At 29.4% G+C, this 25,845-nt stretch carries 19 protein-coding genes, 1 pseudogene, 1 CRISPR repeat array and 1 riboswitch; of the genes and pseudogenes, 16 read left to right on the forward strand and 4 right to left on the reverse strand.

The features are described from left to right. Positions 1 to 115: 115 nt before the first annotated feature. The 10 genes and pseudogenes from SH09_RS01500 (at position 116) to SH09_RS01545 (ending at position 11,436) form a co-directional block, all read left to right on the forward strand. Positions 116 to 1,489 (forward strand): cryptochrome/photolyase family protein, encoded by a 1,374-nt coding sequence (locus SH09_RS01500; protein ID WP_042737839.1) that lies wholly within the window; start codon positions 116 to 118, stop codon positions 1,487 to 1,489. Between the two features lie 21 nt (positions 1,490 to 1,510). Further along, positions 1,511 to 1,951 carry an antibiotic biosynthesis monooxygenase family protein gene (locus tag SH09_RS01505; protein ID WP_230623014.1) on the forward strand — a complete coding sequence of 147 codons (441 nt, stop codon included), beginning with the start codon at positions 1,511 to 1,513 and terminating at the stop codon, positions 1,949 to 1,951. Positions 1,952 to 2,255: 304 nt separating this feature from the next. Beyond that, entirely contained in the window at positions 2,256 to 2,573 is a 318-nt protein-coding gene (locus SH09_RS01510) for an ArsR/SmtB family transcription factor (protein ID WP_042737840.1), read from the forward strand. 103 nt (positions 2,574 to 2,676) lie between these two features. Next, positions 2,677 to 3,633, forward strand: coding sequence for an alpha/beta hydrolase (locus SH09_RS01515; protein ID WP_042737841.1), 957 nt, complete (start codon positions 2,677 to 2,679; stop codon positions 3,631 to 3,633). A gap of 90 nt (positions 3,634 to 3,723) precedes the next feature. Then, positions 3,724 to 4,644, forward strand: a complete 921-nt coding sequence (locus SH09_RS01520; RefSeq protein ID WP_042737842.1) for an NAD-dependent epimerase/dehydratase family protein — start codon at positions 3,724 to 3,726, stop codon at positions 4,642 to 4,644. Between the two features lie 4 nt (positions 4,645 to 4,648). Beyond that, positions 4,649 to 5,338: a type 1 glutamine amidotransferase domain-containing protein gene (locus SH09_RS01525; RefSeq protein ID WP_042737843.1), complete on the forward strand. Its 690-nt coding sequence runs from the start codon at positions 4,649 to 4,651 to the stop codon at positions 5,336 to 5,338. A gap of 703 nt (positions 5,339 to 6,041) precedes the next feature. Beyond that, positions 6,042 to 9,203: pseudogene (gene cas9, locus SH09_RS17355) on the forward strand (type II CRISPR RNA-guided endonuclease Cas9). A gap of 7 nt (positions 9,204 to 9,210) precedes the next feature. Continuing rightward, positions 9,211 to 10,116: a type II CRISPR-associated endonuclease Cas1 gene (gene cas1 / locus SH09_RS01535; RefSeq protein ID WP_042737844.1), complete on the forward strand. Its 906-nt coding sequence runs from the start codon at positions 9,211 to 9,213 to the stop codon at positions 10,114 to 10,116. 11 nt (positions 10,117 to 10,127) lie between these two features. Next, positions 10,128 to 10,436 carry a CRISPR-associated endonuclease Cas2 gene (cas2, locus tag SH09_RS01540; protein ID WP_042737845.1) on the forward strand — a complete coding sequence of 103 codons (309 nt, stop codon included), beginning with the start codon at positions 10,128 to 10,130 and terminating at the stop codon, positions 10,434 to 10,436. A gap of 10 nt (positions 10,437 to 10,446) precedes the next feature. Continuing rightward, positions 10,447 to 11,436 (forward strand): hypothetical protein, encoded by a 990-nt coding sequence (locus SH09_RS01545; protein WP_042737846.1) that lies wholly within the window; start codon positions 10,447 to 10,449, stop codon positions 11,434 to 11,436. A gap of 30 nt (positions 11,437 to 11,466) precedes the next feature. Beyond that, a CRISPR array of direct repeats spans positions 11,467 to 12,221; the repeat unit is 36 nt; unit sequence GTTTTAGTACTCTGTAATTTTAGGTATAAGGTATAC. A 1,622-nt stretch (positions 12,222 to 13,843) separates the two neighbouring features. On the opposite strand, the gene SH09_RS01555 is transcribed toward SH09_RS01545, so the two are convergent. Further along, entirely contained in the window at positions 13,844 to 14,821 is a 978-nt protein-coding gene (locus SH09_RS01555; protein WP_042737847.1) for a tRNA dihydrouridine synthase, read from the reverse strand. A 313-nt stretch (positions 14,822 to 15,134) separates the two neighbouring features. After that, the gene (locus SH09_RS01560) at positions 15,135 to 15,320 is read right to left on the reverse strand and encodes a hypothetical protein (protein ID WP_042737848.1); all 186 of its coding nucleotides are present in this window, start codon (positions 15,318 to 15,320) and stop codon (positions 15,135 to 15,137) included. Positions 15,321 to 15,387: 67 nt separating this feature from the next. After that, a riboswitch (SAM riboswitch) is annotated at positions 15,388 to 15,489 on the reverse strand. Between the two features lie 388 nt (positions 15,490 to 15,877). On the opposite strand from SH09_RS01560, the gene SH09_RS01565 reads away from it, so the two are divergent. Beyond that, entirely contained in the window at positions 15,878 to 16,768 is an 891-nt protein-coding gene (locus SH09_RS01565) for a 3-hydroxyacyl-CoA dehydrogenase (protein ID WP_042737849.1), read from the forward strand. Between the two features lie 333 nt (positions 16,769 to 17,101). On the opposite strand, the gene SH09_RS01570 is transcribed toward SH09_RS01565, so the two are convergent. Then, positions 17,102 to 17,419 (reverse strand): LPXTG cell wall anchor domain-containing protein, encoded by a 318-nt coding sequence (locus tag SH09_RS01570; protein ID WP_158001708.1) that lies wholly within the window; start codon positions 17,417 to 17,419, stop codon positions 17,102 to 17,104. Then, positions 17,385 to 17,531: a hypothetical protein gene (locus SH09_RS16510; protein ID WP_158001709.1), complete on the reverse strand. Its 147-nt coding sequence runs from the start codon at positions 17,529 to 17,531 to the stop codon at positions 17,385 to 17,387. The genes SH09_RS01570 and SH09_RS16510 overlap by 35 nt, the downstream gene beginning before the upstream one ends. Positions 17,532 to 17,997: 466 nt before the next feature. Between SH09_RS16510 and SH09_RS01575 the strand changes: the two genes are divergently transcribed. Genes SH09_RS01575 through SH09_RS01595 form a run of 5 tightly spaced genes read left to right on the forward strand, consistent with a single transcriptional unit; the run spans position 17,998 to position 25,743 of the window. After that, on the forward strand, positions 17,998 to 21,009 hold the full coding sequence (locus tag SH09_RS01575) for a sigma factor-like helix-turn-helix DNA-binding protein (protein ID WP_158001710.1): 3,012 nt from the start codon (positions 17,998 to 18,000) through the stop codon (positions 21,007 to 21,009). Beyond that, positions 21,002 to 23,065, forward strand: a complete 2,064-nt coding sequence (locus tag SH09_RS01580; protein WP_042737852.1) for a DEAD/DEAH box helicase family protein — start codon at positions 21,002 to 21,004, stop codon at positions 23,063 to 23,065. Before SH09_RS01575 ends, SH09_RS01580 begins: the two co-directional genes overlap by 8 nt. Then, the gene (locus tag SH09_RS01585; protein WP_042737853.1) at positions 23,049 to 23,231 is read left to right on the forward strand and encodes a hypothetical protein; all 183 of its coding nucleotides are present in this window, start codon (positions 23,049 to 23,051) and stop codon (positions 23,229 to 23,231) included. Before SH09_RS01580 ends, SH09_RS01585 begins: the two co-directional genes overlap by 17 nt. A gap of 1 nt (position 23,232) precedes the next feature. Continuing rightward, positions 23,233 to 25,278: an AAA family ATPase gene (locus SH09_RS01590; RefSeq protein WP_042737854.1), complete on the forward strand. Its 2,046-nt coding sequence runs from the start codon at positions 23,233 to 23,235 to the stop codon at positions 25,276 to 25,278. Further along, positions 25,279 to 25,743 (forward strand): hypothetical protein, encoded by a 465-nt coding sequence (locus SH09_RS01595; RefSeq protein WP_042737855.1) that lies wholly within the window; start codon positions 25,279 to 25,281, stop codon positions 25,741 to 25,743. The last annotated feature ends 102 nt before the right edge of the window (positions 25,744 to 25,845 follow it).

Raw genomic sequence — 25,845 nt, forward strand, 5'->3', positions numbered from 1 at the left:
TTATTTTTTAGTGAATTATACAAAAGTTAAAACGGGTATATGATTGAAAACACAATCTTAAGTTAAAGGACAATTATAAAGTGAATTTGTATGAAACAAGCTGGGAGGCAATAAAATGCATTTAGGAGTCATACTTAACAGAGTTTTTAGAACGAAAGATAATCCACTTTTTCAATATATAGTGAAGCATCAAAATGAGATAAATAAATTGTATTTTATCTTACCTTTAGAAGATTTAACTGACGCATCAGAAGTAAAACGTGACTATTACCATAAAGTTGTAAAAGGATTTGTAAATGCTTTAGATAAGCATGATATACAACCTTATATTGTCACATATGAAAAGCTAGGTGAATTAGCAGAAATATTGGCGTTATCTCACGTATTAGTAGCAAAAGATATTATGAGTTATCACAAAGAAATATATGACTATCCTCATGTAAAAAAGGCTTTTGAAAATCACCAAGTTACAGTAATTGGACAGTGCGTGAATCATTATTTTGAGCCAACAAAGACTTTTAATAAACAGCAACAGCCTTATAAAGTATTTACTAGTTTTTATAAAGCAAATCGTCAGGACTTAGTACACACCCCTAAAAAAAGTTATCAATTTAAGCAGTTGTCTCAAATTGCGGAAAAGGGTTCAAATCAAAGTGACTTAAAATTTGAAAATAATAAAGATATAGAAAAGTTAGCGCGTAAAGCTTGGGATGATTTTTTAAATGGTGACATAGCTCATTATGATAAATTGACTGACGATGTGTCGCAGGATTTTGTAAGTGGATTAGGTAAATATTTAGCATATGGACTACTCGATATTCGTGAAATTATAAATGATTTACTTGAAGATTATGAGAGCGATGAAAAAAATTATGAAGCTTTTATAAGAGAGGTTCTATTCCGTGAATTTTATTATGTGTTAATGACACAGTATCCAGAAACGGCAACTAAATCTTTTTCTGAAAAATATCGAAACATGCAATGGTCGTATAATAAAACACATTTTGAAGTATGGAAAAAAGGTCAAACTGGTTACCCAATCGTTGATGCTGCAATGAAGAAGCTGAATCTTACAGGATATATGCATAATCGCTTACGAATGGTCGTAGCACAATTTTTAACGAAAAATTTATTTATTGATTGGACTTGGGGGGAGGAGTACTTTAGACAGTATTTGATAGATTATGATAATGCATCTAATGTACATGGATGGCAGTGGTCAGCATCAACTGGAACAGATGCAGTGCCTTATTTCAGAATGTTTAATCCTATACGTCAAAGTGAGCGTTTTGATGCGCAAGGGTATTTTATTAAAACACAGCTAGAAATATTTAATGATGTGAGCAGTAAATACATTCATGATCCAACTAAATATAAAGACAAGTTACAAGAAATTTATCATATTGAAATTGGAAAAGATTATCCACAGACTATCGTGAATCATAAAAATAGTAGAGATTATGTTATGGATAAATTTAAGCAATTTTGACATATCATCCAATAAAAAGGAGTGATTCATTTGTTGAAAAATGAAATACATCGTATTTATTTAGACAAAAATAATAATGAGGTAACTATTAATAGATTTAATGTGACATATCACTATACTATATTAGAACAAATTAATGATTTGCCACAATATGGTTATGCAGTTTTAAACCATTTATATGCTAATCCTGGTTTAGAGGCAGACTTCGAGCGTGTGTTCTTAAATAGAGATAAACATCTAGAGAATACTGAAGGGTTTGAAAATTTATTATTTCTAAAGCCACATAGTACACATGAACATCATGTTATCATTACGTTTTGGCAAGACGAAGCAGCTTACAAACATTGGCAAGAGTCTCAGGAATATAAAGCATCCCATAAAAATAGAGGAACCAAGCAAGGTGCTGATAAATCTATTGTAAACAGAAACCTATCATTTAATATTAGTTTAGAATTTAAATAACATAATTTTTGAATTAAATGATATTTCTGCAAACATATAGGCGAGTTATTTAAATACTAACTTGCCTATTTTTTAAGCGATATAAAAATTTTAGCAAAATCACTGATAAGGGGAAGCGTATCACAAATAAAACTAAAAATATTAAATAGCATATTTGAAATTTTGGTGACTCGTGTTGTTCTTTATAAAATTATTTTAGGTATAATATTATGTCAAAGTAAATATAATAAAAGACATTTACTTTGACGTTTTTGTTAAAAAAGTGTTTAATAGATACACTTATAAATATATAAGGAGTGATTAAATGGAAGAGAAAACGTTAGATGTTTTTAAAAGAGGCTCGAAATTATTAAATATACTCCAAGATGAGAAGCGCCAACAAATACTTGTTTTGCTATGTAGAGAGCAACAACTTACTGTAAACCAAATTACTGAACTTCTACCCATTTCGCGACCAGCGGTATCACATCATTTGAAAATGATGTATGAAGTTGGCTTGTTAAGAGTCAAACAAGTAGGATTAGAAAGATACTATAGCTCAGACTTAGAAGATGCGTTAGCTTGGTTAAAGGAACTTACAAGCTCTCTTGAAGAAAATATAAAAAACAAAGAAAGTGTATAAAAATTTTTTAATCATTATGTTTATATGTTTAAACGTATGGATAATGTAATACTATTATTCATATACCGTATAATCATTTTGAAAATAAAAGGAGACGTTAATGATGGCAAATAAAGTCGTTTTAGAACAAGCAGCTCAAGAATTTAGTGAAGCTAACAAGCCTCATCCACGTATTTATGAATTGGAGCCTAAAGATGGTAGAGATTTATTAGAAGAAGTACAATCATCCCCAGTCGAAAAATATAATGTAGACATTGAAGATACGACATTTACAACTGAAAAATTTGGAGATGTACCAGTGCGTTTTATACGTCCAGAAGGGAATAAAAATACGCTGCCAGTTATTTTCTATATACACGGTGCAGGTTGGGTATTCGGTAGTGCTAAAACACATGATAAGTTAGTTAGAGAGTTAGCTGTAAGAACGAATTCAGTTGTAGTGTTTCCAGAATATACACTTTCACCCGAAGCAAAGTATCCAACAGCAATTGAACAAAATTATGATATTTTACAACAATTAAAAGAAGTTGCTGAAGAGAAAAAAATAGATATCAATAAGCTTACAGTTGCAGGAGACTCTGTGGGCGGTAATATGGCTACCGTTATGACAATTATGACCAAACAACGTAACGGTTTACCAATCAATCAACAATTACTATATTATCCTGTAACAAATGCTGAGTTTGATACTGAATCATATAATCAATTTGCTGAAAATTACTTTTTAGCAAAAGAAGGTATGCAGTGGTTCTGGGATCAATATACGATAGACCCTGAGGAAAGAGCAGAAATAACAGCTTCTCCTCTTCGAGCAACAATAGAAGATTTAAAAGGGCTACCAAGTGCCATGATTTTAAATGCTGAAGCTGATGTGTTGAGAGATGAAGGCGAGGCATATGCAAATAAATTAAGAGAAGCTGGTGTAGAAGTAACACAAATGAGATTCCAAGGTATCATTCATGACTTTGTTATGGTTAATTCTATGGATCAAACGAATGCAACACGTGCGGCAATGAATCTATCTACAAGTTGGATTAATAAAAAGAACAATCAACATTAAATGAATTTATTGAGTAAATGAGCCTTCTAAAAAAGGGAGTCAACGAAAGTGTTGGTTCACTTTTTAAAAGATTAAAGAGGAGTTGTCATTATGCAGACAGTATTAGGAAGTAATGGTCAAATCGGCCAAGAACTAGCTAAAGAAATTTATAATCATTATACAAAAAATATTCGATTAGTTGGTAGAAAACCTAAAAAAATTCATGATACAGATGAATTAGTAGCAGCTGATTTAATGAACTATGAAGATACTTATCAAGCAGTTAAAGGAAGTGAAATCGTATACTTTACTGTAGGCTTACCTGCGAATTCAGAGATGTGGGAAAATAGATTCCCAGTAATTATGAGAAATGTGATTAAAGCATGTCAAGAAACAAAAGCTAAATTAGCATTTTTTGATAATACTTATATGTATGAAAAAAATGATAGTATTCAAATAGAAAACAGTCCCTTTGTCCCCAAAGGAAGAAAGTCAAAGGTTCGCGCAGATATCGTTGAAATGTTGCTATCAGCTATGAAAGAACAATCAATCGATGCAGTTATTGGCCGAGCACCAGAATTTTATGGGCCTGGATTGACTCAAAGTATAACGAATTCTGTAGTATTTAATCGAGTGAAAAATGATAAACGAGCATTTGTTCCTATAAACGATTCTGTATTACGGACGCTTATTTGGACTCCGGATGCAAGTCGCGCTTTAGTACTATTAGGTAATACGCCTGATGCATATGGTGAAACTTGGCATTTACCGACCGATGACAGTATCACTTATAAAGAAATAATGAGTAAAGCAGAAAAAGTACTAGATAGAAAAATTAATTATACGATTGTACCGATGCTTCTATTTAAAATAGGGAGTTTATTTAACCAACAAGTTAAAGAGCTTACAGAGTTATTGCCAAGATATAAGTATGACAATGTCTTTAAATCTAACAAATTTAAAGAAAGTTTTCCTGACTTTAAATTTACAACATATGAAGAAGGTATTAGAAATATTTTAAAAGGAGATTAAAGTAATGAAAAAAATTATGATTGTTAATACTAGTGCCGATTACTTTGAAGGTACTAGTAAACCGACAGGACTTTGGCTTGGAGAACTTGTTCATTTCTATGATTATTTTAACTCTAAAAATTATCAAATTGATTTATTTAATATTAACGGTGGGAGTACGCCAATTGATCCTGTTAGTTTAAAACCTTTAATGCTAGATCGTGTGACAAAAAAATATTACAATAATGAAACTTTCATGGGCATGTTACGGAATTCAAAGTCTATAAATGAAGCAAAATCTGCTGAATATGATGTGATTTACTTTACTGGTGGGCACGGGGTAATGTTTGATTTTCATAATAATGAAGCCATACAACATGCAATAAATGAAGTTTATAATCATGGAGGTATTGTTGCTGCAGTGTGCCATGGTATAGCCGCGTTACTGAATGTAAAAAATGAAAATGGCAGGTACTTTATTGATAATAAAGAAATAACTGGTTTTTCTAATACTGAAGAAATTTTAGCTAATCGTAAAAAAATCGTGCCATTTATGTTAGAGAGTGAAATAAAAAAACGTGAAGCGTATTATAGTAAAGCTAAAGTACCATTTGTTCCCTATGTCAAAGTTGATGATAGATTGGTTACAGGGCAAAACCCACAATCACCAAAACAAGTAGCCAAAGCAGTTGATAATATACTTAACAAGCATTAAGCTAAACAAAATTTCCCTTAGTTTTTTAAACCGCATCACGTACCGATAAGCAGAAGCGTATCATAAGTGATGTGGTTTTAAAATATACAACTTACTAAGTTAATGATTGATAATTTATATGTGAGATTTGTAGAGCAAATTAAGTAATACAGAAAATATTTGTATTAACACTAGAAGAGTTAGTATAGCTATATGGCGTTAGTCTAGGTAACTTAGTTAATAGTCAAGATGATTTAGAATATACTGGTGATAAAGATTATATACCTAAATCTAGGGGGGTTAAGAATTTACTTCTAAAAAATGGTGGTTAATCATTGTATTCATATTGATTATTGGAGTAACACTTTCACAAGGTTTAGTTAATATATAAAACTTCTTAATTACTAAAGAGGTTTTATATAATAGTTGAAAACACCAATTTCACACCATTTTTAAGGATATTAAACTGTTATATTTCAATTGAAGGCAGCTTCTACAAGATAGATATTCACACTCAATTTAAGAAAGAAACTATTAAATTTTGTTTGACTAAAGTTGAAAGATATATTATTGTATAAGTACAATACTGATGTGTATTGTACTTATACCTAAAATTACAGAATCTACTAAAACAAGGCAAAATGCCGTGTTTATCTCGTCAACTTGTTGACGAGATTTTTTTATATCAAAACTAAAGAAATTTCATGTATCTGGGAGTGGTCATATGAAAAGAAATTATATCTTAGGATTAGATATCGGAATTACGTCAGTGGGTTATGGAATTATTGATTATGAAACTAGAGATGTCATAGATGCTGGTGTACGTTTATTTAAAGAGGCTAATGTTGAAAATAATGAAGGGCGACGTTCAAAAAGGGGCACTAGAAGACTTAAGAGACGTCGTAGACATAGATTACAAAGAGTAAAGAAACTTTTATTTGATAATAATTTACTGACTGATGATAGTGAACTAAGTGGAATCAATCCTTACGAGACACGTGTAAAGGGATTAAGTCAAGAACTAAGTAAAGAGGAACTTTCTGTGGCATTGCTCCATTTAGCAAAGCGTAGAGGTGTACATAATGTTAATGAAGTGGATGAAGATACAGGTAATGAATTATCCACAAAAGAACAAATTTCAAGAAATAGTAAAATATTAGAAGAGAAGTATGTTGCGGAACTACAGTTGGAACGTTTGAAAATAAACGGTGAAGTGAGAGGAGCGGCTAACCGTTTCAAAACATCTGACTATGTAAAAGAAGCTAAGCAGTTATTAAAAGTACAAAAAACTTATCATCAATTTGATCGTTTATTTATAGATACTTATCTCGATTTATTGGAAGCAAGAAGAACATATTATGAAGGACCAGGTGAAGGTAGCCCATTTGGCTGGAAAGATATAAAAGAATGGTATGAAATGTTAATGGGGCATTGTACGTATTTCCCAGATGAATTACGAAGTGTAAAACATTCCTATAATGCTGATTTATACAATGCGCTAAATGATTTGAACAACTTGGTCATTGCTCGAGATGAGAATGAGAAGTTAGAATATTATGAAAAATTCGAGATTATCGAGAATGTTTTTAAGCAAAAGAAAAAGCCAACGCTTAAACAAATCGCGAAGGAGATTTTGGTAAATGAAGAAGATATCAAAGGCTATCGTGTCACAAGTACAGGTAAACCAGAATTTACAAACTTCAAAATTTACCACGATATAAAAGGTATTACATCAAGAAATGAAATTCTTGAGAATGCAAATCTACTCAATCAAATCGCTGAGATATTAACAATTTATCAGTCATCAGAAGATATACAAGAAGAATTAGAAAAACTATATTCAGAATTAACACAAGAAGAGATGGAGCAAATTTCAAAATTGACAGGTTACACAGGAACTCATCGTTTGTCTTTAAAGGCAATCAATTTAATATTAGATGAATTGTGGCATACTAGTGATAATCAAATGACAATTTTCAATCGTTTGAGACTTGTACCTAAAAAAGTGGATTTAAGCCAACAAAAAAGAATTCCTACTACTTTAGTTGATGATTTTATATTGTCTCCAGTGGTGAAACGTTCATTTATACAGTCTATTAAAGTAATTAACGCTATTATTAAAAAATATGGTTTGCCAAGTGATATTATCATTGAACTTGCGAGAGAAAATAATTCTAAAGATGCGCAAAAATTTATTAATGAAATGCAAAAGAGGAATCGTCAAACGAATGAACGAATTGAAGAAATTGTAAGAAAAACAGGTAAAGAAAATGCTAAATATTTAATTGAAAAAATTAAGCTTCATGATATGCAAGAAGGGAAATGCTTATACTCTTTAGAAGCAATCCCTCTAGAAGATTTACTTAATAATCCATTCAATTACGAAGTAGACCATATTATTCCGCGTTCTGTTTCTTTTGATAACTCTTTTAATAATAAAGTGTTGGTAAAACAAGAAGAAAATAGTAAAAAAGGTAATAGAACGCCATTTCAATATCTAAGTTCCTCAGATTAGAAAATTAGTTATGAGACATTCACTAAGCACATTTTAAATCTTGCTAAAGGAAAAGATAGAATTTCTAAGAAGAAAAAAGAATATTTGTTAGAAGAAAGAGATATCAATCGCTTCAGTGTTCAAAAAGATTTTATTAACCGTAACTTAGTTGATACACGCTATGCGACAAGAGAGCTAATGAACTTACTAAGGTCATATTTTAGAGTGAATGACTTAGATGTCAAAGTGAAATCGATTAATGGCGGATTTACAAGTTTCTTAAGAAAGAAATGGGAGTTCAAAAAAGAAAGAAATAAGGGGTACAAACACCATGCTGAAGATGCACTGATTATTGCTAACGCTGATTTTATTTTCAAGGAATGGAAAAAACTAGATAAAGTTAATAAAGTGATGGAAAATCAAATAGTTGATGAAAAGCAAGCTGAAAATATGCCTGAAATTGAGACTGAACATGAGTATAAAGAAATTTTTATAACACCTCATCAAATCCAAAATATCAAAGATTTTAAAGATTATAAGTATTCGCATAGAGTTGATAAAAAACCTAATAGAGAATTAGTAAATGATACATTATATTCTACGAGAAAAGATGACAAGGGCAATACATTAATCGTTAATAACTTAAAAGGGTTATACGATAAAGATAATGATAAACTGAAAAAGTTAATTAATAAATCTCCTGAAAAATTATTGATGTATCATCATGATCCACAAACGTATCAAAAGTTAAAAGTGATTATGGAGCAATATGGCAATGAAAAAAATCCTCTTTATAAATATCATGAAGAAACTGGCAATTACTTAACGAAATACAGTAAAAAAGATGACGTACCAGTCATCAAAAAACTTAAATATTACGGTAACAAGCTAAATACGCACTTAGACATTACGAATGATTATGCAAAAAGCAGAAATAGAATAGTAAAACTATCATTAAAACCCTATCGTTTTGATGTTTATTTAGATAATGACGTATATAAATTTGTGACAGTTAAAAATTTAGATGTTATCAAAAAAGAAGACTACTATGAAGTTGATTCGAAGTCTTATGAAAAAGCAAAAAGACTGAAGAAAATTAGTGAACAAGCAAAATTTGTCGCAAGTTTTTACAATAATGACTTGATTAAAGTTGATGGTGAATTATATAGAACTATAGGTGTAAATGCTGATTTGCAAAACCGAATTGAAGTAAATATGGTCGACATCACATATAAAGAATACTTAGAGAATATGAATGATAAAAAAACACCTAGAATATTTAAAACAATAGGAGGCAAAACGCAATCTATTAAAAAATTTTCTACAGATATTCTAGGCAACCTTTATGAAGTAAAGAGTAAAAAACATCCTCAAATGATAATGAAAGGATGATTGGATTTTGGCATGGAGAATTGTGTATCTTTCAGAAGTAGATAAGCTTGCATTAAATTTAAATAATTTAAAAGTCGCAAAAGGGGATTTGGAAGTTAAAATTCCCCTTAGCGATATTTTCGCGATTGTGATTGAAGATTTAACAACTACTATAACCTCTAGGCTTATGATAGAGCTTTCTAAATATAATATTTTAGTTATTTTTTGTAACCAACAGCATTTGCCAGAGTGTATGGTACAACCGATTAATGGTCATTTTAATCAATATGGCCAAATGAAAGAGCAACTTCAATGGTCTGAAGAAAGAAAAGATGAATTATGGAAACATATTTTAGTTCAAAAAATTCAAAATCAAATTCAGTGTATGAAGCATTTTGAAGTGCATGAAGAAAGAATAAGCAAAATGAAAACATTACAAACAATGGTTTCACCTAGAGATGAAATGAACATAGAGGGCCAAGCAGCTAAATATTATTTTAATACATTCTTTAAAGATTTCAGACGTGATGATGATTTTTTAATAGAAAATATGGTGCTGAATTTTGGTTACACTATTTTAAATTCAGCAATCGCCAGAACAATTGTAGCTAAAGGATTGATTCCAGCTTTAGGAATACATCATATTGGTGCAAGAAATCACTTTAACCTTGCATCAGATTTAATTGAAGTATTTAGACCATTAGTAGACTTATATCTTTTGAAACATCCTCCAAAAGTGGAATATATGACTAAAGAGTATAGGCTAGAGCTAATAAACCTGATGCATGCTAGGGTACAAATTGACGGAAAGCAGCATACAGTTATTAGAGCGATTGAAATCATGGTCCAATCAATTATTGAGTATTTCAGAACTGGGAGATATGAAACACTCAAATTACCAAATATCAAACAATATTCATTTTATAAATCATGAGTTATAAGTTTATGAGAGTAATGATTATGTTTGATCTCCCAACTGACACAAAAGAAGAACGACGTTTATATAGTAAGTTTAGAAAGGGACTCATCTCGGAAGGTTTTTTAATGATGCAATATTCTATTTACATTAAAAGTTGTATCAATAAAGATGCAGCGGAAAGTAATGTGAATTATGTGAAACGTATTTTACCACCAAATGGTCATGTAAGAGCATTAACTATCACCGAAAAGCAATATGAAAAAATGAAAATATTATTAGGAGATGAAGATAAAAATATCGAAATATTAGGTGATAATCGTACAATTTTATTTTAGGAGAAAACCTATGTATGAAGCAATTTTAGAAATTAGCATTGATGCAAAACTAAAAGTTATTTTAAATACTAGTATATATACATCTATTTATAACGAAGATTCAACGCACGAAGAATATATTTTAGATACGCTTAAGAATTATTTTCAACCTAGAAATTCAAATAAAGATACTGTGACAATTACAAATCTTACAGATTATGAAAGAGTATCACATAATCGATTTAGAGGATTTCTCTTGAATCATTCTGCTATTGAAAATGAACATCAATTATCAGCAACGAGTATGATGACTAAGAAAATTATTAGAGAGATGCAAAATGATATGGAAATAGATGGTTATATTAATTCTATCAATGTACTGTTAGATGACTTACGAGATAATTTAAAAAGTACACTGCCACTTTCTATTAAGGCTTTTGATTTAAAACAATTTATAAAACTACTCTCGTTTAAATACGATTATTCTGAGGATTATGCCAGACTAATTACTCGTTTAGAACAAGTTGTTCCATTAGTAGTGGATGAAATGCATTATCAAGCAAAAGAAAAAGCATTTGTTATTTATTTATATCCAGAAGCTGGTCTTAGTATAAAAGAACAAATGAGGTTTAGGAAAGTGCTAAACGACTTACCTATTCCAGTTATTGTTTTAACTGAATCACCATATTTTTTATCTGAAAGTTTTAAAGGACTAAATTATTTTATTGATAATGTTCAAATGATTACCGAATCATTTTTTGAAAATAGCTATTGGAATGCTCCGATTAATTTGGAAAAAGAACAGATTGAAGAAAGGTTGGAATTTTTATTTGTAAAATATTGTTCAGTTTTAGAAGTTAAACCGACTATTTCCAACTATTTGCTTGCAGATATCATTGTTTTTGATGATGTTGATCTTTATATCATTGTTTCATTTTTAAAGCATTGTAATCTAGAGTATCAATTGGATATTGATAAATCAAAAATTTCATTAGCATTATCGACGTATCTATTTCTTTAATTATTATTCAAGTATATAATTGTGCTAGAGGTTTTAGTACTCTGTAATTTTAGGTATAAGGTATACGGGTTTTTATTATGTCAAAAAACAGCAGTTGTTTTAGTACTCTGTAATTTTAGGTATAAGGTATACGTAATCCAGATAAGTTTAAAGGTCCTAAGGGTTTTAGTACTCTGTAATTTTAGGTATAAGGTATACCCTCCATTACTTAAAAACTATAATCGCGCTGTTTTAGTACTCTGTAATTTTAGGTATAAGGTATACCAAAAGATAGATATAGATTGATTCATCTAAGTTTTAGTACTCTGTAATTTTAGGTATAAGGTATACTCTTCCGTAATTTCTTCCTCGACTTCGACTGTTTTAGTACTCTGTAATTTTAGGTATAAGGTATACAAAAGAAAATCATCGGTATGTATTTAAATAGTTTTAGTACTCTGTAATTTTAGGTATAAGGTATAGTACAAAAGATTGAAGATTACATTAAGTTTAGTTTTAGTACTCTGTAATTTTAGGTATAAGGTATAGGGATTTCTTGAAAGTCTTATTAAACCATTTGTTTTAGTACTCTGTAATTTTAGGTATAAGATATAGTAGAAACAATTAAGCAAAATCTTGAGTGTTGTTTTAGTACTCTGTAATTTTAGGTATAAGGTATAGACCCACAACATGTAGCGTATGAGTGTTCAAGTTTTAGTACTCTGTAATTTTAGGTATAGGATTTAAGTTAGCTTTGACTGAAAAAACAGGTTTTAGTACTCTGTAATTTTAGGTATAGGATTTACCATTTTCTAGCTTTTTTCTTCGATAATACGGTTTTAAAAGCACCTTGAACATCAACAATTTCCTTGATTGTAAGTTGTTGATGTTCATTTAATAAATTAAATACACCAATTTGTTCTTTAGAAATTGTCAAATCTTCCTTAAGTAGAGAGTTATTGATTGTATCAATTGTTGCAATGAAATAAAAGTTAATAGTTAAGGTAGATATAGATTTTATTATACATTTTTCCCCTCTGTATATACTATGTTTCTCTTGGGTGTACTAAAGTGAAGAAATAGCATGCTATTAGCATATTTGTTTCATTGACTAATTTTCAGATAAAATATATACTATTTTCCAACGGTTAAACTAGTATATATTAGTAAAACTTAATAAAAGGTAATTATATTTGTTTGAAGCATATCAAAAATGATGCGAGTAAAACTTTAGAATTGAGATGAAAAATTACTATGATTAATATGCTCGGGTACAGAGTAAACCATTGGATTATTTCATAAAATATGAGGAATTATTAAAATATAGAAGGTATGTAAAATTAAAGGTTTGTAGCCACTAAATGATGACTTATTATTTTTATAAGTCGATAAAAAATGAGGAAAGTATATTTATAATTTATTACAATAGGATATTGTTACAAAGAAAGCCACCCGTGATATGGGTGGTTTTAATTATTTATTCCTCACTATAAAAGTGATTTATGATAGGTTCATAATCCGACTTTAAATCGTTGATCATTGTCGTTGAGGAGCTAACAATATCTATAACATCGCTACTATTACATAGTAGATTATGTTCATTATAAATACACATGTAAGGATCTTTTAACGCGTGTTTTAAATATAAAAGATAATTAATCAATTCGGATTTTCTAATAGATTTAATCGTTACAATTGCATAAATTTCTTTCTCATCAAATTCATTTTCTATTTCAATTAATTCTTCTTTCCAGTTGTTTATTGAAATATACTGACCTATTCGTGTAGGCTCTTTAAATATTTTTGGAAAAACAGTTCCATAATAATACGAAAGATTAATACTATCATCATCTTTAAAGAGTATATTAACTATTCGAGTAAGGTTATCTCGGTTAATATAGTCTATATCTAGTCTTAATCTGTTATCATTTTCTACTTGAAAAAAGGAGCAGGATCTTCATTTGTAAAACTAATATTTAAATTTTCTAACTGAATATTCAATATTATCCTCCTATTCTTTTTAAGTTTGACTCATATTATCCACTTTATTTAGCGTATTCTAAATTTTGTTCGGAACAGAGTAGAGAGCCACCTTATGTTAATTATATATAATAATTATAATATATAAATCGTGAACATGTATGTTGGAAATGGGTTAGCTGATATCTGATGAAAGGGAGAGTTAAAAAGTTTCAGTATTTGAAAATTATGTCAATATTAAATAATGTAAAGAATTACTATTATTCAATATGAGTAGGGATATCAATGTATTTTTCAGTGGAGTACTTAATAAAGGGGGCATATTTCAAAAATAATAATCATAAGTTCCTTACTGATAAAAAGCATAACTATTTGGAGTGTTAGTTATCACCCATATAATTAATAAAATCTCCCTTGATAACAAGGGAGATTTTATAGTTTCAAAAATTTATGCTTCTACTTCTTCCATCTGTGCCTCAAACTCGTCGAGCAATGCAATTGCTTCGTCTGTCGTTTGTGTTTGCATTAATTGGTGTCGTAGTTCGCTAGCGCCTCTCATGCCACGTACGTAGATTTTAAAGAATCTGCGTAAAGGTTTGTATTGGCGTGGTTCGTCTTTGGAATATTTGTTGAATAATGCGAGATGTAATCGTAATAATCCTAATAGTTCTTTACTTGTATGTTCGCGGGGTTCCTTTTCAAATGCGTATGGATTATGGAAGATACCTCTACCAATCATCACGCCATCAATGCCATATTTTTCAGCAAGTTCAAGGCCAGTCTTTCTGTCTGGGATATCACCGTTAATAGTTAGTAATGTATTTGGTGCGATTTCGTCACGCAGTTTTTTAATTTCTGCTATTAATTCCCAGTGTGCATCTACTTTACTCATCTCTTTACGGGTACGTAGGTGAATCGATAAATTTGCGATATCTTGTTCAAAGACGTGCTTTAACCAATCTCTCCATTCCTCTATATCATAATAGCCGAGACGTGTCTTTACACTTACCGGTAGACCTCCCGCTTTCGCTGCTTGAATAATTTCAGCAGCAGTTTCAGGACGTAGTATCAGACCCGATCCCTTACCCTTGCTAGCAACATTAGCTACTGGGCAACCCATGTTTAAATCGATACCTTTAAAGCCCATCTCTGCCATACCAATACTCATTTCACGGAAATGCTCTGGCTTGTCACCCCATATATGAGCGACCATTGGCTGTTCATCTTCACTAAATGTTAAGCGACCACGTACACTGTGGACCCCCTCAGGATGGCAAAAGCTTTCAGTATTGGTAAATTCTGTGAAAAATACATCAGGACTAGCAGCTTCACTAACCACGTGGCGAAAGACGATATCCGTCACGTCTTCCATTGGCGCCAAAATAAAAAATGGACGTGGTAATTCACGCCAAAAATTTTCTTTCATAATATATATAAACCTTCTTTTCTCTTAATATCTCTACTTTTTACACATGATGATATTACCATAAAATAACTGGATATTGAACAGTAATAACTTTAATAAAGAAGTTGATTTCAACTGTATAAAATACGTATTATAACTATGATAATTTTATCAATGAAGAGCGTAACAAACAATCAAATTTTAAATTATTTATAGTAAGTATCACTTTATGTGAAATTGCAGTTAATTTATACAACACTATCATCATTAAATTGGTTTAAAATTTTACTATTATAGAAAAAAGCGGAGTGCTCATAGACCTCCGCTTAACAAACTATGATGGAGATGAATCTGTGATTCTCAAAATCGGGTCTTTATTGTTTGAAACATCAATCTGTTGGCGAATCTGAGATTCAACTTGGTTGATCTTACCTCGTTTTAACATACTACTTGAAAAGTTCTTAGCCTGAAATTGCTTCCAATAATCTAATTCTGCATATAGTTCACGACATGATTTCATGATATAACCACCTTTACAATTATATGCAATAAAATAGCTCTTCCAATTAAGAAGAGCATGACACATCTTCTCATCTTTCAGTCTAAATACTGTTGGAATTAGCACATCGCAAATAAGCTGTTGCTGGAGCTTCCAAGGGCCAAATCCCTCCACTCACTCTTAATAAGAGAACTATTTTATTAAGGTAATTATACTGAATTATATTGTGTGTTACAAATAAATGGTTTAATACTTTTACCAAGGAAAATGGATTTTTTTAAGAAACGACTTGATATAAAATTTTAAATGTTATGAATCAGTCAATTAAATGGGCAATTCATATACTCATTCTTCACTAAATCTATATCTCATAACTTTGACATCAGATACAATATTTTTATAATACGAGGATTTTCATAACGATAATTATTTATGTTTTATAAATACATAAAAATTTCTTATTTGTCATTTTTAAAGCACTTCATATTTGTGACAATTTTAGAGCTGATTTCTTTTAAATCAAAGATATAGGTGATAAATTTATAATTGTTTTACACAATATATTTAGAGGTGATCATATGACTATTAAAAATGTTACGGTAATTGGTGCTGGCGTATTAGGGAGCCAGGTTGCCTTTCAAGCGGCTTTTCATGGTTATGACGTGACTATCTATGATATTAATGATGAAGCAGTTGCTGCAGGTAAGGCGAAATTACATAAATTAGTTGGAATTTATGGAGAATATTTTAATAAAGTAGAGCAAGCAGAACAGTCGTTAGATCGATTGTCTTTAACATCGGATCTAACAGCTGCAGTTGCTGATGCAGATTTAATGATTGAATCTGTTCCTGAAATTAAAGAAATTAAAATCGACTTTTATAAAGAAGTAGCTAAGGTAGCACCTGAAAAAACAATATTTGCGTCAAATTCTTCTACGATGATCCCAAGTGATTTTAAAGAATTTACAGGACGTCCAGAGAAATTCCTAGCGTTACATTTCGCGAATGAAGTATGGAAAAATAATACAGCTGAAGTGATGGGTCATGCTGATACTGATAAAAAATATGAAGAAGAATTGCTTGATTTTGCAGAAAAAATTGGCATGTTACCAATTCATGTGAAAAAGGAACAACCAGGTTATATTGTAAATTCACTATTAGTACCACTACTTCAAGCAGCTGAAGTTTTATATGCAAATGGTGTAGGAGAAATAGAAGATATCGATCGTTCATGGATGGTCGCAACAGGCGCACCAGTAGGACCATTCGGTATGCTAGATATCGTCGGCCTTACAACAGCTTATAATATTGCAAAAATGTCATCACTCAATAGTCCACAAATGGCAAATGTAGCTGAAATGTTAAAAGCATATGTTGATGAAGGTAAATTAGGTACTGCCACTGGAGAAGGATTTTATAAATATCCAAACCCTGCATACAGAGAATTTTTTAAAGACACAAACAAATAACGCAAATCTGTTATATAAATGATCGTGGCATGCCCGTGTTAATGAACATGCCTAAGAACTATTTACTAATAATTCAGTGGTAAATAGCTACAGCTAAAATGAATATTTTGGAAATAGATGTATTGAATTAGGCCCCTGGAATTTTGGAGAACTGTACTGAACCCCAATTTTCAGGGGTGTTTTTATGCTAATTATTAATATTTTGTTTAGCAAAATAATTATAGAAAAGTTTAACAGAAACTAAAAAAGCCACCTAAAATAATTATTTTAGGTGGCTTAGTCTATTTGGTTAGAATATTTTACAAAATGCTATGTCAATTTAACAGATAGTATTTACTTATTTTCAGGATCTTTATTATGTCTTCTGAACAATAATAATGAACCAAGCGCTACGAATAATGAACCAAAGATAGTACTGTTTTGGTTGTTTGTTTCACCTGTATCAGGTAAAGAATTGCTATCTTGTTGATCATTATTTTGGCTATTGTCATTAGAAGTAGTATCGCTATTTGAATTATTATTAGAATTCATATTTGAATTTGATCCGTTGTTATAGTTTGTGTCACTGTCCATGTCTGAATCAGAGTTAGCATCAGAGTCAGAGTCCTCATCAGAATCACTGTCCGTCCGTATCCGAGTTACTATCCGCATCGGCATCAGTGTCATCTTTCTCTGAAAATGCTACAGCAATATCTCTTGAACCTTCATCTAATGGTGTCCAATAGGTAATGTCAGGGTTATTAGCTAAACCAAACTTTCTCACATAATTAAATTAAAGTACTTTTCTTGTAATTCTTCACCAATTTCTGCCCAGTTACCGGTATTACGTGTTACTGCGACATAAGGATCAACATATAAACCATTTTCATCAAAAGATCTCCAACTTAAGCGAGCATCTAGTGGTAAGTAAGTGACTTATAATATTGTTCTTTTGAGACGACAAGGGTTACATATATGCCTATGAAGGCTTCTTTTATAATAATTTATTTGCGATTAGCAGGAAATAATTCAGATTCAAAACAGAAAGTCACATAATAAAGATGTAAATTAAAAATTAATAATTTTTATTTATATAGAAAAAGGTTGTTTGTTGTATTATTATATGTATATAGATTGAGTTTAATAAATGTCCAAGAAATAGAAAATAGCTTTTGAAAGGAGTTGTATTTATTATACTTAATTATCCTCCGTACTTTAATTTTAATGAAGTTAAGATGAATAGTTATTATATGTCTAAATATGTTAATGATCATATCATTGAAAATATGCGAGAATTATATATAAAAGACAAAACTACTTTAAACCAATTGCGTAAAGAATTACATATAAGAGGAATAGGATTTAAAAAAGAATATCAGAATAATTTTTTAAAGGGGATAGAATTTGAGTTATATCCATTTATTAAAGTAGAAAATGAAAATGAGCGGTATAAGAGATTTCCATTTGATTTATTTGGATTATCACAAATTATCGATGATTTAAAGATTTCTTCAGACAAATTTTTCAACTATATACCGATCAATGGTTTTGACAAGTATATTCCTCGTGAAAAAAAAGAATTATTTATGGCCAAATTAAAGGAATTTGACTTTCAGTTGATATATGAAAGTGATGTAATTTTTGATGAGCATAAAGGTATGAACAAAATGGAAAGTCAAAATATAACTAATTATATTCCTGAAAAAGCTTATCCGCATTTTATAAAATTTTGTAAATTAAATGGTTATAATATCAAAAATTTAGAGAAAGCACTACAAACTTATAAAAGTGCCAAAGGAACTAGGTTGAAAACATATGAAAAGTTATTTGAATATTGCATTAATAATGAACTTATATTACCAAATGGTGAGTCTAAATATAATTTTATAAATTTTGAATTAGATAATCTATTAAAAAATGCTGAAATGAATTACTTTGATTTTATGGAAGGATATTTTAGTGAAAAGAATTTAATGTCAGACAAACCTTATTTATATGGAGAGAAAGTACTACGAAATATTTTTGAAAAAAGCAGTGTATCAAATGAGGTATATTTAGCTGATTTAGAATCTGAATTGACAAAATTAAGAAATCATGACAATTATATATTAATTAAGGACATGTATATTTCAGATATTATTAATCAATATTCTCTGTCAAATATATTTATAAAGGAATATAGAGTAGTAAAAGATTTAGGGACAATGCTTTATGACAAAAATATTATTAAAATTTTAAATAACTTCTTAGATTCATTTCCTGTGTTTTCAACAATTAAAGATAAAATACTAAGTATACTTTCAGAGAAAGAGTATAAAATACTTAGAGAAAGGAATGAAGGTTATACTTTAGAGGAAATAGCGCAAGAGTTAAAAGTTACAAGAGAAAGAGTTAGACAAATTGAGAAGAGAGCTAAACGTAATTTAAAAGAATCAAAGCAAATCAAAGAATCGTTATACTTCATATTGTTTAAGTATAAGACAAAATCTATTATTCACTTACCTCAAGTTTTAAGATATTTAAATTTAGAAGTTAGTGATGCTTTTATAGTTGAAATTTTATTGGAAGAACATACAAAATACTTAATTTATAAAGAATACATGATAATAATTACACGTAAATTATACAAAAGTATATATGACGAAGTGAATTGGTACGTTTTAAACAACTATCCTGTAATACCACTTAATGAATTAGAAAATGTATATGAAGAAACAATGGAATTTGCGACCAAGTTACTAAATGAGTTGAATTATAAATTGGTGAAAAATAATTTTGTTCAAGCAAATATAACTTTAGTAGCGACAATAGAATATATTATGTCACGAAACAAAGATAAGATATTTGTTAATAACGATGAAGGCTATGAGATATTGAAAAGTAAAATAGAGTCAGTATTTGATAAAAATATTGACTCAAGTCCTAGAGCTTTGTTTGCAAGAGTAGCAGATGCTAGTAATGTTATTTTAGTTGACAGAAATGCTTATAAATATGAAGATTTTGAATCAATTGACGGAGATTTTTTAGTTGAACTAAAGGAACTTGTTGATGACCAATTATCTCAGGGACAATATGCAGATCCTAGAATAATTTATAAGGATAGTCCAAAATTAATGAGTGAAAACAGAGTGTATTCATACTCTCATTTATATTCTATAATCAAAAATTTCTATGCAGATGATTACAAAGTAGGATATCAGAACACACTTTATATATTTCCTAAGAAATCAAATAAGTTAAGTGCAGAAGCTATATTGAATAGTTATTTGATGAAGCACTCGCCAGTTGAAATCGATGTGTTAATTGAAGATTTAAATTGGAAAAGAATTAAATTAGAGCAAATGGTTCCAAGGTTAGATGATGTTATATTTAGTGGTAATCAAGAAGTTATTTTAATTAAAGGTATTGAAGAAGAGAATACTTATAGTGACTTATACAATTTAATTAACGATGAAGTAAAAAAAGGCTATCTAATTACTGCAGATTTGTATATTAAAGTCATTTTTGACACACATCTATCGGTATTGATAAATAAATACGATATTAAAGATCTTCATAGTTTTGCCCAATTAATAAAATCAAAATTTATGTTTATGCTTGGACATAGTCAATTTCTTTATAGTAAATACTCTGAGTTTAGGAATATTGAAGATGTAATGGCAAATGAGTTACCTAAACTGATAAATTCTAAAGAGCTACAAAACTACTTAGTTGAAAAAGGTTATTCAGAACAAAGGTATTATAAAGCAAAAGACGTTTTAATTGAAAAAAATCAGTTGATTCCATATAACAATGAAATATTTTTAAATCTAGAAAAATTTAAGTTTTCTAAAAATTTTGAGGAAAATATATTGAGTCAATTGAGTTTTGAGTTTGAGCAAAGTGTATTTCTAACTAAGAAACAACTTACGAAAATAGATACTGATTTAGATGACTCGCTTAGAGTTACTCCTGAAATAGTCACTCATATTGCCAAAGTAAATGGTTATCATTTGTTAGAAGCTTACTATGGTTCACTTTATGAATTGCCAATCATTACTTGTGAAAAGTTTGATTCTTATGCTGAATTAGTTTATAAAATAGTGAAACAAAAATTTAATGACATATATAATGAAGAAAATCTTTTAGCATTTTTAAAGACATATGGTTTAGTAAATGAAAATGCGGATCAAATTTATTTTACAATTAAAGAAAGTGTATATTTTACATTTGATAATTTGGGATTTTTCCAAATAAATGAAGAAGGTGTGTCCAATGCTTAACGATTTATCCTTTAAGTTACAATATAGATCAAGTCATGATAATTTATTTAAACATTTCTATAAACCATGCTTAAGTAATTCTATTAAATATGATAGAGCTTCTGGTTACTTTACTAGCGAAAGTCTCAAATTATTAGCTAAAGGGTTAGATGTATTTCTTTTGAATGGTGGTCAAATAAGAATTGTAGCAAATCCGAATTTAACGCCGGAAGATATTGAGGCTATTGAAAAAGGACATGCTGCAAGAGAAAATGTTATAGAAAGAAGATTATTAAAAGAAGTAGAACTAAGCTATAGAACGATAGAAGATGACACTTTAAATGTTTTATCTTGGCTAATTTATAAAGGGCAATTAGATATAAAAATAGCTTTTGCTACTAATGGATCTATATACCATGAAAAGTTTGGAGTGTTTACTGATCGAGATGGTAATTCAATTGCATTTTCAGGTTCAGCTAATGAAACTTATAATGGGTTAAGTCAAAATTTTGAAAAAATAGATGTTTACTCAATAGAAAATGATAGACATAGGATTGATAATGCTATAGAAGATTTTGAGAAACTATGGACTAATGAAACAAATGAGTTAAGCGTAGTAGATTTACCTAAAACGATAAAGCAAAAAATGATTGAATATCGTACTGATGATCTTCCCCTTTCAATACAAAATAATCAAACAAAGGAAAAAATGGAAAAAGAAATTAATCCTAGAGAATATCAAAAAGAAGCAATTAATGCATGGGAAAAATCTGGTAATAAAGGAATTTTAGAAATGGCAACTGGAACTGGTAAAACGATTACCAGTTTATTGGCAGCAAGAGAGTATGTAAAAAGAAAATCAGCATGTGTATTAGTGATCATTGTTCCATTTCAACACTTGGTAAACCAATGGGAAAAAGATATTAATTTAATATTAGATGCAGATGTTGTTAAATGTATGGGTTCTCAAAAATCATGGTTTAATAGAACTAAATCGATGATACAAGAATTTAATTTATCCTTAATTAGCCAATTTGTAGTCATTACAACTTATAAAACCGCAACATCTTTACATTTCAAGCAATTATTCGCTAAATTAAATGGTTCAGCAATGCTTATTACTGATGAATGTCATTACATAACCTTTAAAGGATTTAACGATTTCCCATTCGATAATTTTAGTGCTAGCTTAGGTTTGTCAGCAACACCTGATCGTTGGTGGGATGAAGAAGGTACAAATTATATGAAAAATTCAGTAGGAGAGGTGGTATATGAATATACTTTAGAAGAAGCTATTACTAATGGAAAATTAACACCGTATGATTATTACCCCCATTTAGTAGAACTAACTGAATATGAAATGCAAAAATATAATAAAATAACACAATTGATTATTAATCATTTAAATAAAGAAGATTCAGAGTCGAAAGATAGACTAGAAATTTTGTATAGAAAAAGAGCAAATATTGTTAATAAAGCTACAAATAAATTTGTCACTTTTATAAGAGACTTTAAGAGTGAGGACTTAGAAAATATATCGCACACTTTAGTATATTGTGCACCTGGAGATATAGAATTAATAGTGAAAGCAATATCTGATTTAGGAGTAAAAGTTTCTAAATTCAACTCAGAAATTAAAAATAGTGATAGAGAGCAGTTACTAAAGATGTTTGAGCTGGGACAGATTCAAGTATTAGTTGCTATTAAGTGTTTAGATGAAGGTGTAGATGTCCCAGCTACTAAGACAGCATATTTTTTATCTAGTACTTCAAATCCTAGAGAATTTGTTCAAAGAAGAGGTCGAATTCTGAGAAAACATAATGGAAAAACATTTGCGAAAATCCATGATTATATTGTGTTGCCAATAGGATTTACTTATGAAGATTTTTATAAAATAGCAGTTAAAGAATTACCAAGATTTTCAGAATTTAATGACAGTGCATTAAATTCAACGCATAGTAAGTTAGAAATGACTAGAGTTTTAGAAGATTATAATCTAACTCAACTAATGTATAAAAAACCATGGGATGTATATAAAGAAATGAAGGAGTTGTATGATGATGGCAGCGTTAAATAATGAGTTGAGCAAAAGATTATCAGAATTAGAAGATGATTATGAAACTTTGTTACGACCGCTACTCAACGATTTAGCAAGTGCAAGTACAAGTACGGAAGAAACTTTCGCTAAAGACAAATTTAAAAAGCATTTAGCTGAATTTATTAAAGAAAGAAGTGAACAGTAGTATGAAATTGATAAAGATGGATTTAGAAAATTTCAGACAATACTATGGAAAGCAATCAATAGAATTTGCATATCAAGGAGATCAAAATACTACCATTTTATTTGGTGAAAATGGTAAAGGAAAAACGGGTATATACAGAGCCATTATGTTTGTTTTATTTGGATCAAAAAAAATATCACAAGATGCTGATAATGAGAAAATCCATTTAACAAATTTTAAAGTTCTTGATGAAACACCAGGTCCTTCACAATCTACTGTAACGTTGAAATTTGAACATGAGAATCAAATTTACGAAATTAAAAGACAAATGCGTGCAATAAAAATTTCTTCAAATTCAATTCAAGAACAAGAAGGAGAGGTAAGTTTAATTGAAATAGACGGCGAAACGGGGAACGTCAAGGCAAATGCATTATATGATAAACAGGAAATTAACATAAAAATTAATAAAATTATTAGTGAAGATATTAAAGATTTCTTCTTATTTGATGCTGAAAAAATAGATACAATTGCTAAAGCAGATTCAAATGTTAGAAAAGAAGTAAAGAATGCGATATTCAGTTTATTACAATTAGACAAGATTGAAACAGCTAAAACATTTGTTAAAGAAACTAATAAAATAGTTAGACATAGAATATCTGAAGGTATGAAAAATGGAAATGCTAATCAACTATCTCATAAGATTAGTGAAATTGATAAAGAAGTAGAAGAAATAAGAGATATATTATCTAAAATAGAAGAAGACAAACAAGTGATGGATGAAATTATTGCAACTCATTCACTAACTCTAGAAAAAAACAAACATATTGTAGAAACAAAAAATAAAATAAAAGAAAAGGAACATCAAATTGATTTATTAAAAAAACAACTTGAAAATAGTAAAATTCAATTGAATCGGAGTTTGTTTGAAACCACTCCATCTTTATTATTGGAAAGTATATTTGATGAAAATAAAGATTACTTTGATAATTTTTTAGGTGATAATAAGGTAAGCATTCCTAAAGAATTATTAAATTTGTCATTATTAAATGAAAAATGCGTAGTATGTGATAATGATCTAAATGAGCATGAGCAAAGTAAGTTATATATTGAATCATTATTAGAAACGTACAAACATTCAGAGTCATATGAGCTAGCAAGAACTTTGTTAAAAGAAGCAAAAGATAAATTGGATGAACATAAAAAAAATGAACAAGATTTTTCTAGTAATTTGAAAAGTTATAAGGAATTAATGGTTGAAATATCAAAGTCTCAAGATAGCATAAAAGATTTGAAAGATGATATTGCAAATTCTGCGAAAAATTCCGTAGATTTGGCTGATATTCAAGGTATGATCGAACAAGAGGAAATAAAAAAGGAAAATGCTACTAGAGAAATTGCGCTTAAAGAAAATAAACTTGAAGAGTTAGAAATACAAAAAGGAACTCTTGAAAAACAATATCAAGAACTACTTAAAAGAGAAAGTAGAAATGAATTTGATCAAGCTCAATTAGAAATGTTGATTGCGCTTGAACATGAACTGAAAGAAATTTCAAATGTGTTTAGCCAAGATGTAAGAAGTTTATTAGGGGAATATACATCTGATATATTTAAAAAGTTGATTGATAAAAAAGATTTAGAAATCATTAATCATGTAGAAATAGATAGTTATTTCCAAATAGGAGCTTATAACAACCATGGTTATAAAATCACGCAAGATATTTCGCAAGGTCAAAGACAAATATTATCATTATCATTTATTACTGCATTAGCAAAATTAGCAGTTAGAGAAGACTCAATCGATAAAATAGATTATCCACTATTTATGGATTCACCATTTAATAGATTAAGTGGAATGAATAGAGATAATCTGATTGAAAAAATTCCCGATTTAACAGCACAGTGGATATTACTTGTGACAGATACAGAGCTAACTCCAAGTGAAGAAAAAGTATTTAAATCTACAAATCGTTTAGGCAAGTGGTACAGAATTAATCAATTAGATACACATCATTCTGAAATCGAACAAGTAGATTTAAGTGAAACAATGTCTACTAGAGGAGGATTTTAAATGGGGATATTAAAAGATAATCAAATGATTTTTATAGCAGATAGCAAATATAATGATGTTTTTGATACTTTTACAAAGAAAGAGATAGGAAATAAAATTGAGATTAAACAATTATTTATTTTGGCTGCAACAGTAGGATTTAAAAATTCAAAACGTGTTAAAATTGGAAACAAAGGAAAAGAAACAAGAACTAGTTATTTATCCTATAAGGAAGAAGCATTACTTCTAAACATGGTTTTAGCAGACAGTGAAATAAATAATAATTTAGATGAAATAGTAAATTTAAATAATAAGACGAAAATAAAAAATATTATTGATGAATACGCAAATGGCGGTATGGAACTCATAATTGATAATGGTCTGTCACATAGATGGAATGGTGAATACCTAAATAATGAAGATGGTAACTTAACTTTTGATTTATCAAAATATATTCTTTCAGAAGTTCAAAATATTCCATTTTAACTTAAAATTATATAATTTTTATAAAAAGTAAGTGGAAAATGCAAGGAAATAGTAGGTAATTCAACAAAATGGTATAGAAATATAAATTTAGAAAAGTGCTAT

It is taken from the genome of Staphylococcus gallinarum, from assembly GCF_000875895.1.
Classification (GTDB): Bacteria; Bacillota; Bacilli; order Staphylococcales; family Staphylococcaceae; genus Staphylococcus; species Staphylococcus gallinarum.

Coding starts and splice junctions, on each gene's coding strand:
- SH09_RS01500 (WP_042737839.1), top strand. CDS start 116: ATGCATTTAGGAGTCATACTTAACAGAGTTTTTAGAACGAAAGATAAT.
- SH09_RS01510 (WP_042737840.1), top strand. CDS start 2,256: ATGGAAGAGAAAACGTTAGATGTTTTTAAAAGAGGCTCGAAATTATTA.
- SH09_RS01515 (WP_042737841.1), top strand. CDS start 2,677: ATGGCAAATAAAGTCGTTTTAGAACAAGCAGCTCAAGAATTTAGTGAA.
- SH09_RS01520 (WP_042737842.1), top strand. CDS start 3,724: ATGCAGACAGTATTAGGAAGTAATGGTCAAATCGGCCAAGAACTAGCT.
- SH09_RS01525 (WP_042737843.1), top strand. CDS start 4,649: ATGAAAAAAATTATGATTGTTAATACTAGTGCCGATTACTTTGAAGGT.
- cas2 (WP_042737845.1), top strand. CDS start 10,128: ATGAGAGTAATGATTATGTTTGATCTCCCAACTGACACAAAAGAAGAA.
- SH09_RS01545 (WP_042737846.1), top strand. CDS start 10,447: ATGTATGAAGCAATTTTAGAAATTAGCATTGATGCAAAACTAAAAGTT.
- SH09_RS01555 (WP_042737847.1), bottom strand. CDS start 14,821: ATGAAAGAAAATTTTTGGCGTGAATTACCACGTCCATTTTTTATTTTG.
- SH09_RS01560 (WP_042737848.1), bottom strand. CDS start 15,320: ATGAAATCATGTCGTGAACTATATGCAGAATTAGATTATTGGAAGCAA.
- SH09_RS01565 (WP_042737849.1), top strand. CDS start 15,878: ATGACTATTAAAAATGTTACGGTAATTGGTGCTGGCGTATTAGGGAGC.
- SH09_RS01570 (WP_158001708.1), bottom strand. CDS start 17,419: ATGCGGATAGTAACTCGGATACGGACGGACAGTGATTCTGATGAGGAC.
- SH09_RS01575 (WP_158001710.1), top strand. CDS start 17,998: ATGTCTAAATATGTTAATGATCATATCATTGAAAATATGCGAGAATTA.
- SH09_RS01580 (WP_042737852.1), top strand. CDS start 21,002: ATGCTTAACGATTTATCCTTTAAGTTACAATATAGATCAAGTCATGAT.
- SH09_RS01585 (WP_042737853.1), top strand. CDS start 23,049: ATGGCAGCGTTAAATAATGAGTTGAGCAAAAGATTATCAGAATTAGAA.
- SH09_RS01590 (WP_042737854.1), top strand. CDS start 23,233: ATGAAATTGATAAAGATGGATTTAGAAAATTTCAGACAATACTATGGA.
- SH09_RS01595 (WP_042737855.1), top strand. CDS start 25,279: ATGGGGATATTAAAAGATAATCAAATGATTTTTATAGCAGATAGCAAA.